This is a genomic window from Sagittula stellata E-37, from assembly GCF_039724765.1.
GTDB lineage: Bacteria > Pseudomonadota > Alphaproteobacteria > Rhodobacterales > Rhodobacteraceae > Sagittula > Sagittula stellata.
In genome coordinates this window covers 3,050,840-3,062,515 of sequence record NZ_CP155729.1, presented here as the reverse complement: position 1 = coordinate 3,062,515, position 11,676 = coordinate 3,050,840, and the positions used below count along the sequence as shown (strand labels likewise).

The 11,676-nt window shown below is 63.6% G+C and carries 10 protein-coding genes, 1 tRNA gene and 1 pseudogene; 3 read left to right on the top strand and 9 right to left on the bottom strand.

Annotated features, from left to right (window positions below; genetic code table 11):
- The first annotated feature begins 128 nt into the window (after positions 1-128).
- Positions 129-908 carry an FkbM family methyltransferase gene (locus tag ABFK29_RS14520; protein WP_005856083.1) on the top strand — a complete coding sequence of 260 codons (780 nt, stop codon included), beginning with the start codon at positions 129-131 and terminating at the stop codon, positions 906-908.
- Positions 909-1,092: 184 nt separating this feature from the next.
- Here the strand turns inward: ABFK29_RS14520 and ABFK29_RS14515 are convergent, their stop codons facing one another.
- From ABFK29_RS14515 to ABFK29_RS14495, 5 genes are all read right to left on the bottom strand, one after another.
- Complete coding sequence (locus tag ABFK29_RS14515) at positions 1,093-1,872, bottom strand: hypothetical protein (protein WP_005856082.1); 780 nt, start codon at positions 1,870-1,872, stop codon at positions 1,093-1,095.
- A gap of 174 nt (positions 1,873-2,046) precedes the next feature.
- Complete coding sequence (locus ABFK29_RS14510; protein WP_005856080.1) at positions 2,047-2,862, bottom strand: lytic murein transglycosylase; 816 nt, start codon at positions 2,860-2,862, stop codon at positions 2,047-2,049.
- A 68-nt stretch (positions 2,863-2,930) separates the two neighbouring features.
- Positions 2,931-3,593: a hypothetical protein gene (locus ABFK29_RS14505; protein ID WP_005856079.1), complete on the bottom strand. Its 663-nt coding sequence runs from the start codon at positions 3,591-3,593 to the stop codon at positions 2,931-2,933.
- 319 nt (positions 3,594-3,912) lie between these two features.
- Entirely contained in the window at positions 3,913-5,319 is a 1,407-nt protein-coding gene (gene glnA / locus ABFK29_RS14500; protein ID WP_005856077.1) for a type I glutamate--ammonia ligase, read from the bottom strand.
- An 86-nt stretch (positions 5,320-5,405) separates the two neighbouring features.
- Positions 5,406-5,744, bottom strand: coding sequence for a P-II family nitrogen regulator (locus ABFK29_RS14495; protein ID WP_005856074.1), 339 nt, complete (start codon positions 5,742-5,744; stop codon positions 5,406-5,408).
- A gap of 177 nt (positions 5,745-5,921) precedes the next feature.
- On the opposite strand from ABFK29_RS14495, the pseudogene ABFK29_RS25160 reads away from it, so the two are divergent.
- A pseudogene (locus ABFK29_RS25160) lies at positions 5,922-7,476 on the top strand (NAD(P)H-hydrate dehydratase).
- 30 nt (positions 7,477-7,506) lie between these two features.
- On the opposite strand, the gene ABFK29_RS14480 reads toward ABFK29_RS25160, so the two are convergent.
- Complete coding sequence (locus ABFK29_RS14480; protein WP_005856066.1) at positions 7,507-7,992, bottom strand: Hint domain-containing protein; 486 nt, start codon at positions 7,990-7,992, stop codon at positions 7,507-7,509.
- A gap of 146 nt (positions 7,993-8,138) precedes the next feature.
- Between ABFK29_RS14480 and ABFK29_RS14475 the strand changes: the two genes are divergently transcribed.
- A tRNA-Leu gene (locus ABFK29_RS14475) sits at positions 8,139-8,223 on the top strand.
- 252 nt (positions 8,224-8,475) lie between these two features.
- Here ABFK29_RS14475 and tcuB read toward each other — a convergent pair.
- From tcuB to ABFK29_RS14460, 3 genes are read right to left on the bottom strand one after another with little or no spacing between them, the layout of a single operon-like run.
- On the bottom strand, positions 8,476-9,531 hold the full coding sequence (gene tcuB, locus ABFK29_RS14470; RefSeq protein ID WP_005856065.1) for a tricarballylate utilization 4Fe-4S protein TcuB: 1,056 nt from the start codon (positions 9,529-9,531) through the stop codon (positions 8,476-8,478).
- Positions 9,521-10,915, bottom strand: a complete 1,395-nt coding sequence (gene tcuA, locus ABFK29_RS14465) for an FAD-dependent tricarballylate dehydrogenase TcuA (protein WP_005856063.1) — start codon at positions 10,913-10,915, stop codon at positions 9,521-9,523. The genes tcuB and tcuA overlap by 11 nt, the downstream gene beginning before the upstream one ends.
- Positions 10,912-11,595: a GntR family transcriptional regulator gene (locus ABFK29_RS14460; RefSeq protein WP_005856062.1), complete on the bottom strand. Its 684-nt coding sequence runs from the start codon at positions 11,593-11,595 to the stop codon at positions 10,912-10,914. Before ABFK29_RS14460 ends, tcuA begins: the two co-directional genes overlap by 4 nt.
- Positions 11,596-11,676 lie beyond the last annotated feature (81 nt).

Below are 11,676 nucleotides of genomic sequence, written 5' to 3'. Positions count from 1 at the left end.
GTCTGCGAAACCCGGACACACGATGCCAGCGTACCCGCCGAACGACAGCATGACTCGCTTTACTTGTGACGGCAAACCTTGTTTAGAATGGGTTCAAGAACAGGCAATCATTTAGAGATTTCAACACGATGGTACTCGGATTTGTTAAGTCGGCTGGCCGCGCATATTATCGGGCGAAGGGCTATTTCCCGGCAACCATTCGCGGGAACGATTTCAAGCTCGATCCATATCATTTCGCTTTCTGGAGCGCCGCGTCGCAAGAACGCTGGGAGCCAAGCACTTTCGACGTAATCACGAAATACCTTTCGCCCGAAGCGACGTATATCGATATCGGCGCGTGGATCGGCCCTACGGTGTTACACGCTGCCAAGCAATGCAAACAGGTCTATTGCTTCGAACCCGACCCGACAGCGTTGCGGTTCCTGAACTGGAACCTTGATCTGAACGAACTGCATAACGTTCACGCTCTGGGCGTGGCCGTTGCCGCCGAGGCCGGCCTTCTCAAAATGGCGACGTTTGGAGACAACCCCGGCGACAGCAAGACCAGCTTGTTGCAGAACGAAGCACAGTATTTTGTTCATGTTCTTGCGATCACCTGGGCCGACTTTATTCAGAAGGCTCAGCCCGAAAATGTCAGCTTGATAAAAATAGACACCGAAGGTGCGGAGTTCGATCTTATTCCGACGATGCGGGAGTATCTTGAAGACAACCGTCCGGCATTGTTCCTTTCGACACATGCGCCTTACCTTGACGAGTCGAAGCGGATGGATGCGATGGCTGCGCTTTTGGATGCCCTTTCTTTTTATCCCAACATATACGATGAGTTTCTGAAGCCGATAGGCCGCGATGAGTTTCTGTCACGGAAAGCTTCCGAGGAGTTTGGCACATATCTCTTTGCGGATGATTGATTCCGGCCCCGAGCAGGGCGGGAATTCTAATACCCGATCTGCCTCGTTCGTCCGCATTTTTCGGGTGGAATTGGAAGGCCGCGGGTCTGTCGGCCTCTCCAAACGAAGACGCGGTCGATGAAGCCTGCAAGGTCATAGAGTCGGCCGGCGCTATTGCCTCATCAGGCAACCGCCGGCCGCGGGTTCAATTCACCAGGGCGCTCATTACACCGTCCAGGCGGTGTGTGGTGTGGAGAACGGAGAAAAGGCACGTGACCGCCAGCGTCTGTGCCGCCAGGCGGAAGTCCATGCCACGCAGGCTGGCGATGTAGACGAAGACGGCGGCCGGGAAGTAAACCATGCCAAGAACGCCGGTCATCATGTAGCCCGCGACGGAGAGGCGGCGCTTGACCGGTTCCTGCGGTTCAAGTTTCACGTAGGTTTCGAGTAACTCGGCGGCGTTGAGACGCTCCTCCACCGGTTCGGGCGTAGGCGTTTCAGGAGAGGTTTTGCTGAAATGGCCGTTCAGGTTCTCGTGTTCGAACAGTTCATTCTCCATCTCTGCATCGAGCTCTGGCATTCGATGCGGCGACACGTAGGACCGCAGACGGACGAAGTCGTCGCGGTCGAGCAGAACGTCAGGCGAATACCATTCGAGGATGTCGGCAGAGGAATGGTCGAGTGCGGCCAGGACAGTGTCGGACAGGATGCGCGCGGCCTTTTCGTCGTCGAGCGGCTCGCCATCGGTGGTGATGACCTCCAGCAAGACGCGCGGGCCATATACGCTTTGTTCCTCGGGGATGACGTGGATACCGTAGCGGCGCCCAAAGACCTTGTCGGCATGGACAGACCGGCTGGGCGCTTTGCCTGGCACCGGGTCGAGACGCGCCAGCACGCGGGCTGCGCTTTCGACGTAGGGCGCCGGATCCAGATCGGTGGCGTCGGGAAGAACAAGACCTGCGTAGGGATACTCGGCTTTTGTCATGCGTGGGTCCTCAGTGTGGCAGGGCGGCGCTGCATGCGCCGCGTTAGCCAATGTGTGCCCGCAGATCATGTTTCGATTTGGGCGAAATGACGCAACTTTCTTGTCAATTTAAGAGATAGTGTTGCACTTTTGTTCAACTTTGGGTTGATCATTCCGCCCTTCGGTCGCAGGCGATCAGTTGCCGACGGCCTGGGCTGCATAGGCGATGGCGCGCTGGTAGTTGCCACTGTCGTTCCACGCCGACAGGGCACGGAAGTTCCGCGTGCCTTCTCCGAACGGCTGACCCTTCTGCCAACCGTTCTGGCGCAGGAGATTTGCTGCGGAGGCCAGGGCATCGGCGGCGTTGTAGGGATCGGCCCGACCGTCGCCGTTGGCATCGACACCGTAGCGCATCCAGTTGCCGGCGAGGAACTGCATATGGCCCAGCTCACCCGAGGGGCCGCCCTGCGTGTTGGGCGAAATCATGCCACGGTCGACCATCATCAGCGCAGCTTCCGCGTGGGGTTCGAATCGCGGATGACGGCGGCAGTAGGAGGCCAGCGTCACGGCGCCACCGACGATCGGCGTCTTGCCAAGGTAGCCGCCCCAAGAGGTCTCAAGCCCCCAGATCACCGCAAGCACGCTGCCTGGTACGCCGTATTGCCGTTCGATGGAATTGAAAAGGTTGGCGTTTTTGTTCATCCGGGAGCGCGCGGCGTTCACGAAGGCCTGTGCCGATCCGCCGGTGCGCTTGGCGAGGAAGGTCGCCGGGTCGGCATGCGACACGCCCGTCTGGCTGGAGGGGCGGGATTCGAACCGCCAGGTAATGGAGGACAGCTGTGCCCCCTGCAGCGCCTGCAGGCCACGCTGGCCTACGCCGCGCGATGCCGCTTGCTGGGCGAACGCGGCCTTGTAGGCGCCGAAAGAGCCTTGGTCGGTGATGCAGCTCGCCGCGAATGCCGGCGAGGTTGCGAGAAGAGACAGCAGGGCTGCGTGAACGATACGGCGCATCGGGTCCTCCGGATAGCTACAGTTCACGGGAGACTAGCATCGGTTTGCTGTCCGCCAAGGGCCGTTCGTCAGATCATGCCGGAGAAGCCGCCGGAGAGCACCAGCGTGGTGATCGTGACCACGAGGGAAGCTGCGCGCAGCCCGGGGTTTTTCGCGAGGTTTCCGGCAACGTCGGAGACTTGGTTCTGTATGCCGACGCGCTCGCCCGCGATCTCGGCCGCGGTGGCCTCCCGGCGGAAGGCTGCGCGCATGTGGTCCTCGAACGCGGCGACATGGGCGTCGAAGCGGTCGTCGGTGACACGGGTTTGGCGGGGACGCATTGTCACGGCGCGGCGGACCGAGACCCGGCGGGGGGCGATGGGCGGAGGAGCCGGAGCGAAGACGGCGTCGAGCCCTTCCAGGAAGGCCGTGCGGGGGATGGCCGTCTTCCTGTCTTGCCAGATGACCGACGTCACGTCGAGTGCGCGGGTGAAGCGGTAGGCGAGTTCCGCGAGACGGGCGGAGGCATCTGCGTCGCCGAGATCGAGCGAAAGCGTGACCACTGTTTCATCGGCCATGTGCGACACGGCGAATGACAAGGTCAGGCCAGGCGCCGCCATCCGGAGCGCGTTCAGGGAAACGTCGTCGACGTGCAGGCCTTCGACGCGCAAGTACGGTTTGAGCACGTCTGCCATCTGCGGGAGAGCGACGGACGGACGGCCTGTGAAGACGAACTTGGCTTTTGCGGACATGGTTCCCCCGGATTTCTTTGCTTGCAGAGACAGTCTTGCCGCAGTTTTGGGAAGAATCTGGACCGCATCCGGGGGGGACTTAGGCAAGATCGGACGCAATCCGCCACAGTTGTGCCGAAGTCGTCTTGATCGCGTTCAAATGCGGCGGTGCCGCCGCAAAACCCGAAGGGCGCCAAGGTTTCGACATAAAAACGGAACGTTCGAAACGCATTGTTTCCGGGCATTCTGACATGACGGCTTGACGTGACTTTGCGTCAACGGAAACGGGCCCCGCGAAAACGCGGAGCCCGTCCCGAAAAACATGTGCCGTCAGGCTGGATCAGCAGGAGTAGTACAGTGCGAATTCGACCGGGTGCGGCGTCATTTCGTACATTTCCAGCTCTTCCATCTTCAGCTCGATGTAGCCTTCGATCTGGTCCTTGGTGAACACGTCACCGGCCAGCAGGAAGTCCATGTCGGCTTCCAGTTCAGCCAAGGCTTCGCGCAGCGAGCCGCAGACGGTCGGGATGTCGGCCAGTTCTTCCGGCGGCAGGTCATAGAGGTTCTTGTCCATGGCTTCGCCCGGATGGATCTTGTTGGTGATCCCGTCGAGGCCGGCCATCAGCAGGGCCGAGAAGCACAGGTAGGGGTTCGCCGCCGGGTCGGGGAAGCGGGCTTCGACGCGCTTTGCCTTCGGCGACTGGGTCCACGGAATACGCACGCAGCCCGACCGGTTGGATGCGGAGTAGGCGCGCAGAACGGGGGCCTCGTAGCCCGGGACCAGACGCTTGTAGGAGTTGGTCGACGGGTTGGTGAAGGCGTTGAGCGCCTTGGCGTGCTTCAGGATGCCGCCGATGAAGTACAGCGCCTCGTCGGAGAGGTCGGCGTACTTGTCGCCCGCGAAGAGCGGCTTGCCGTCTTTCCAGATCGACATGTTGACGTGCATGCCCGAACCGTTGTCGCCCTTGATCGGCTTCGGCATGAACGTTGCCGAACGACCGTAGGCCTGCGCCACGTTGTGGATGACGTACTTGTATTTCTGCAGCTCGTCGGCCTGTTTGGTCAGCGAGGAGAAGACAAGGCCCAGCTCGTGCTGCGAGGTCGCCACTTCGTGGTGGTGCTTGTCGACCTTCATGCCGAGGCGTTTCATGGTCGACAGCATCTCGGAGCGGATGTCCTGGCCATCGTCGGACGGGTTCACCGGGAAGTAGCCGCCCTTGTAGGTCGGACGGTGGCCCAGGTTGCCCATCTCGAATTCCGCGTCGGTGTTCCATGCGGCGTGGTCGGCGTCGACCTCGTAGGACACCTTGTTCGGGGAGACGGCGATCTTGACATCGTCGAACAGGAAGAACTCGGCCTCGGGGCCGAAGTAGGCGACGTCACCGATGCCGGAGGACTTCAGGTAGGCCTCGGCCAGCTGCGCGGTGCCGCGCGGGTCGCGGTTGTAGGCTTCGCCTGTGTCCGGCTCGACGACGGAGCAGTGCACGCAGAGCGTCTTCTCGGCATAGAACGGGTCGATGTAGACCGAGTCCGGGTCGGGCATCAGCTTCATGTCGGAGGCTTCGATCGACTTCCAGCCGGCGATGGAGGAACCGTCGAACATGAAGCCTTCTTCGAGGAAGTCCTCGTCGACCAGGTCGCTCATCACGGTCACGTGCTGCAGCTTGCCGCGCGGGTCGGTGAAGCGGATGTCGACGTAGGCAATATCCTCGTCCTTGATCAGCTTGAGAACGTCAGCGTTGCTCATTCTGTTGTGTCCTTCTCTGTCAGAATTGGATTTTGTTTGCGCGGACGCCGCGCGCGCGGGCGCGGCCCCGTGAGGTCAACCGGTGCTCAGAGCGCGTCCGAGCCGGATTCGCCGGTACGAATGCGAATGGCCTGCTCGACGTGGCTTACGAAGATCTTGCCGTCGCCGATCTTGTCGGTCTTGGCCGCGGAAACGATGGCCTCGATGGCACCATCGACCTGATCGTCGTCAAGAACGATCTCGATCTTCACCTTGGGAAGGAAATCCACCACGTATTCGGCACCGCGATACAGTTCGGTATGACCTTTCTGGCGGCCGAAGCCCTTCACCTCGACGACGGAAAGGCCCTGGATGCCGGCCTCCTGCAAAGCCTCTTTGACTTCATCAAGCTTGAATGGCTTGATGATGGCTTCGATCTTCTTCATGAGGTTCTCCCCCCCTTTTCGCATCCCGTGTCGGGCTTCGGCAGACCATTTCTGACCTGAGCCCACAATCACATAGAATGTCAGTTGGGGGACAATGGCCATGCGAACTTGAATGGGAGATCGTTTTTTAATCGGTGTGCACAAAAATGCGCCGAAAAAGAAACGTGGAGCGAGGTAGTGACGGAACTGGTAACCGCAGAGGAAATGCGGGCTCTCGAACGCGCGGCCATGGACAGCGGTAGGGTCACCGGACTGGAGCTGATGGAGCGTGCGGGGAGGGGAGTGGCCGAGGCGATCAGGGCGCATTGGCCAGATGCCCGGCGCGCCGTTGTGCTGTGCGGGCCGGGCAACAACGGCGGCGATGGCTTCGTGGTGGCGCGCCATCTGTCCGACGCCGGCTGGCAGGTGGACGTGCTCTTTCATGGCGATGTCCGCCGCCTGCCGCCCGACGCCCTGGCCAACCATGACCGCTGGGCTGCAATGGGCGCGGTCGAGCCGCTGACGCTCCGCGCTGTGAAACGCACCGGCGCTGCCGATGTCTTGGTCGACGCGATCTTTGGCATCGGCCTGTCCCGGCGTGCGTCCGGAGAGCTTGAGCGCGTGTTGTGCCATCTGGCGGGCTATGGCGGCGATCGGGCCTTTCTCCAGCCAAAGCTGGTCGCGGTGGACGTCCCCTCCGGTCTCGATGCGGACAGCGGCGAGATCCCTGGAAAGGGCGCGTTGGAATGGGCGCCCCCATGCCCGTTCTGCGCCTTGACCGTGACCTTCCACCGCGCCAAGCCGGGCCATTGCCGTGCCGAAGGCCCGGAGCATTGCGGGAAACTGATCGTCAAGGATATTGGTCTTTAACAGGCCAACTTTGCCCGGAGGTGCCATGCAGTCGGAAACCATCACGCGCGACACGCTCCCTGATCTGTCCAAGCGGGTCGATCAGCACAAGTACGACCACGGACATGCCGTCGTTCTGTCTGGGCCGCCGGGGCAGGGCGGTGCGGCCCGCCTTGCTGCCCGGGCGGCGCTGCGGGTCGGCGCGGGCCTTGTCACGCTTGGCTGTCCTCTGCGCGCGGTGACCGAGAACGCGGTGCAACTGACCGCGGTCATGGTGCGCGGGCTCGACGGGACGGCTGGCCTGGCCGAGATGCTGGAGGACGAACGCTACAACGCCCTGTGCCTTGGCCCGGGGCTGGGTCTCGGGCCGGCCACGGGTGAGTTGGTGCGCGGCGCGTTGAGCGCGCGACGGGGCACGGTGCTGGATGCCGACGCGCTCTCACGCTTTCAGCGAGAGCCGAAGGCGCTGTTCGACATGCTGCATGACAACTGCGTGCTGACCCCTCACGGCGGCGAGTTCCGCCGCCTGTTCCCCGACCTCGCCGCACGGCTGGACGGCGACGACGCGGTCAGCAGGATCGACGCCACGCGGGAGGCGGCGATGCGCGCCGGGGCGGTTGTCCTGCTCAAAGGGGCGGACACCGTGATCGCCGCGCCAGATGGCCGGACAGCGGTGAATGCGGCGGTCGACGACCGCGCGGCGCCCTGGCTGGCGACGGCAGGGGCAGGGGACGTTCTGGCGGGGATCGTGTGCGGGCTGATGGCGCGGCGGCTGCCGGCCTACGAGGCTGCCAAGGCGGGGGCCTGGCTGCATGTGGAGGCGGCGCGCGCCTTCGGCCCCGGCCTTATCGCAGAGGACCTGCCGGAGATGCTGCCCGGGGTCTTCCGCGACCTCGGCCTCTAGCTGCCTTGCAGGTCTGTCGCCGGCGCGTGGTCAGGCCGGGGCGACGACGGTTTGCGCGGAAGCCAGTTCCAGCCCGTCGGCATACAGGATCTGCGGCGTCTCGAAGTGCAGTTCGAACAGGTCCAGCGTCTCTCGGCCAAGGCTGCGGATGTAGGTGCCGTCGACGAGCCGGCAGGCCGGCACCAGCGCCTGGGCCGCACCGAAAAGCGCGCTTGCCCGCCAGTCGCGCACGAGGATCTCCTGGCAGCCGGGCAGGATCACGTCACGGTCGGGCCGGGCGTTGCCCAGCGTGCCATGCGCGATGCTGACCGCATCGACCGTCAGGCGCCTGTGGCGCAGGGCGTGCAGGCGAGCGGTGCCCGCGGTGCGGGTGATGATCCGGTCGCCGGGCGTCAGGTATTCGACGGGCAGCTCGCCATCGAGAGTCAGCACGAGCGTACCCGCGCAGACTGCGTTCAGCGTCTCGCGTGGCACGACATGCCGCGCGCGCAAGCGCGCGTTCGGTCGGTTCGTCATGTCTTGGGCGTCCTGCTCTGGTTGCCTCTGGTTTTTTCAGAAGTGTCCAGCAACATTCGCGCGATGTCACGGCTTTTCTGACTTTGGCGCAGGTGCTTTTTTCTCTCGCATGCGCGCGGGGGCTTTGCTATGGAGCGCGCCACGGAGCGGGTGTGGCGAAATTGGTAGACGCACCAGATTTAGGTTCTGGCGCCGCAAGGCGTGGGGGTTCAAGTCCCTCCACCCGCACCACGTTGAAAATAGATGGAAATTATTGAGATCAGGAACGTAGCAGAGCGTGAAACCTCTGCTACTGGCGCGATTTTGCTAGGCTGAGTTGCTCTGTTCCCCATCGTAGGGCCGCCGGAAGCAGAGTTCTTCCGGCTCTCGCTCTGCTGCCCAATGCTGTGGCGCGGGCCTTCGCCTCGGCCGTGCCCAGGCGTATCCCGGTTGTACCCTCAAGAGCCTGCAGCCCCCTTGGTGGTGCCAAGGGGGCTGCTCTGTTCACCTCTGCGCGTCGGCGGCAAGCGCGGCAAGCCTGTAGAACCCATGTGCCATCTTGGTGAAGGGTGTCAGCAGGAAGAAGGCAAGGACCGCGCCCAGATGCAGGGCAAGCAGCGGGGGCATCAGCGCTGTCTGGCCAAGGGCATAGAGCACCAATCCGCTCAGGCCCACGAACCCCAGCAGGCCGATAAAGGCGATTTCGCCGCCGAAGGCGCCGCTGGCCCCAAGGTTCCGGTCGGATCTCAACTTCAGCCGGATCATCTCGAAACAGCCGGCCACCAGCAACAGTCCGCCCGACAACCCGAGGATCTTGGGCAGGGACAACAGCCCGTAGGGCGCGGGCATGTGCAGCGCGTAATGCATCACGGTCGCAACGCTGGTCGAGGCGAAGCACAGCAGGAAACCATACATCACCGCCTGATGGACCGCCCGTCGCGCATGGGTGAAACGGTCTTCGTCTTCGAAGTTGCAGCCGTCGCCATGACCGCCCTTGAGGTTCTTCATGTTGGCAGCCTGCCGGAATGCCTGTGCCAGATGCGCCGGCTTCAGCGGCTGCGCGCCGACATGGCGCCAGTACCGACGCAAACTGATGCCGATGCTGACCAGCGGGAAGAGGAAGGCGGGCAGGAAGATCGCAACCATGGCATTGTGCGACAGCACTGCGTAGAAGCCTTCGCCGCCCTGACTGGCCAGAGACCGCGCCGCCCAGAACAGGAGCGCGAAACCGACAACCGTGGCCAGCGCGATCAGAACCCCGTTCTTCTGGAAGGCCCGACCCGCCGCTTGCGGAAAGGCCAGGTCTTCCCAGCTGTCCTGCCGGACATCCGCCAGCGCCTGTGGCAGGTTCAGGTCAAACTCGTGGGGGGCGGTGTACTGGCAGGCGTAATAGCAGCCCCGGCAGTTGTGGCAGAGGTTGGCCAGTTGTGTGAGATCACCGTCGCTGAACGCGCGCTCGGCGTGCAGTGCGGGGAAGACCGAACAGTAGCCCTCGCAATAGCGGCAGGCATTGCAGATTTCGGCCTGGCGGCGGGCTTCCTGGAGCAGATCAGTTTGCATGGGCGGCGGCCTCCTTGCCTGCGATGCGTCCGAAGACGGTTCCGATGGTCATGCCGAAGCCGGCGAGGTAACCCTGACCCAGGATCGACCCGGCCATGGTTTCGCCCGCGGCCCAGAGGTTTCGGACGGGGCGGTTGCCAATGGCGCATTGGGCGCGCTCGTCGACCTTCAGCCCGAGGTAGGTGAAGGTCACGCCGGTCCTGAGCGAGTAGCCGTAGAACGGCGGTTCGGTGATGGGGCGGGCCCAGTTGGTCTTGGGCGGGGTGAGGCCGTTGGTCGACACGCCGTCGAGTTCGGTGGGGTGGAAACCCGAGGTGTCACCGCAAGCGGCGTTGAATTCTGCGACGGTCTGCACCAGCGCATCGGCGGGCAGTTCCATCTTGTCGGCCAGCTCTTCCAGCGTGTCGGCCTTGATCGGCGGAAAGACCGACGGCATGAACAGGTTCAGCGACTTGGCGTCGATGATGACGTAGCCCACCTGATCGGGTTGAGCCGCGACAAGGCGGCCCCAGATCGCGTAGCGTTTGGGCCAGACGTCCTCGCCCTCGTCGTAGAAGCGCTGCGCGTCCTTGTTCACCACGATGGAGAAGGGCACGCAATCAAGCCGCGTGACGATGCCGCCGTCGAACTTCGGGGCGCGGCCGTCGATGGCCACAGCGTGGCATTGTGTCGGGTCGCCGACCTGTTCGACGCCCTGGTCCAGCAGATCGGCCAGCACTACACCCCGGTTGTAGGGCGTGCCCCGGATCAGGAAGTTCTTCGCCGCAGGCCCCCATGCGCGGGCAAGCCAGTCGGTGTCGGCCTGGAAACCGCCGGAGGCCACGACGACGGACTTCGGCGTGACGCGCCGCGTCTCGCCTTGATGGGCATATTCGACGAAGGCGATGCGGTCGTTGTCGAGTTCGAGGTGGGTGACTTCGGCCTCGTAGTGCACCTCCACGCCGAGGCGCGCTGCGGTGCGGTAATAGGCGTTCACAAGGCTCTTGCCGCCGCCGAGGAAGAACGCGTTCGTGCGTGCCAGCGACAGCGTGCCCGAGAGCGAGGGCTGAAAGCGGACGCCGTGTTCCTGCATCCATGGCAGGCATTCCTCCGACGTGCGGATGGCGAGGCGGGCCAGATGCTCGTCCGTCTTGCCGCCGGTCACTTTCATCAGATCGGCGAGGTATTCCTCTTCGGTGTAGCTGTCGACCAGCGGGCCGAGCGGGCCGTGGTGCATACAGCGGAAGTTGCGTGTGTGGCGGGAATTGCCGCCGCGGTATGGCTTGGGTGCGGATTCCAGGATCAGCACGCGGGCGCCCGCCTCGGCGGCGGTGATGGCGGCACAGAGCGCCGCATTTCCGCCGCCGATGACGACGATGTCGGGGGTATCGGCAGTTTGGTTCACAGTAGGTCTCCGTCAAAGCCGGGGGTACGGTTGGGCAGGGTGCGCAGGGCGCGCACCCGCACCCGTTGAGCGGCCTCGATGTGGGCGCGCATGGCGGCCTCGGCCAGGGCGCCGTCACGCGCCTTGATCGCATCGAGTACGCCGAAATGTTCCTCTACCGCTTTCTCGGCGCGGTCCGGTTCGGTCAGCGTCGTCGGGCCCAGGATCATCAGCGCCTTCTGCAGCGCGTGGATCGACCGGGTGAGAAAGCGGTTCTTGGCGGCATCCAGCAGCGCGGCATGGAACTGGCGGTTCAGCACGAAGGCCTCGGGCACGTTGCCCAGGTGCGACATCTGCTGGTTCATGTCGATCAGCTCCTCGATTTCGATGTCCGAGGCCGCCCGCGCCGCCAGCCGCGCCGCCGTGCCTTCGAGTACGGCGCGCATTTCGTAAAGCTCCATGACCTCGGCGTAATCCAGCGTCCGGATCGTCGCGCCCTGACGGGGGACATGGGTGACGATGCCGTCGGCCTCGAGCTGGCGAATCGCCTCGCGCACCGGGGTGCGGGACATGCCGAGCCGGTCGGCCAGCTCGGTCTCGCGCAACCGGTCGCCGGGGTTCAGGCGGCCTTCGCGCAACTCGGTCAGCAGGCGGGCGTAGGCGGCGTTGCCCTGCGGGGTGCCGTCGTCTTCGGTCGTCATTGAACCCTCCCAATCAATATTGTATGCGGGTGGATACAAGAGTATTCAATGCTTGGTCAAGAGAGTCGGGAGGCCGGTTTG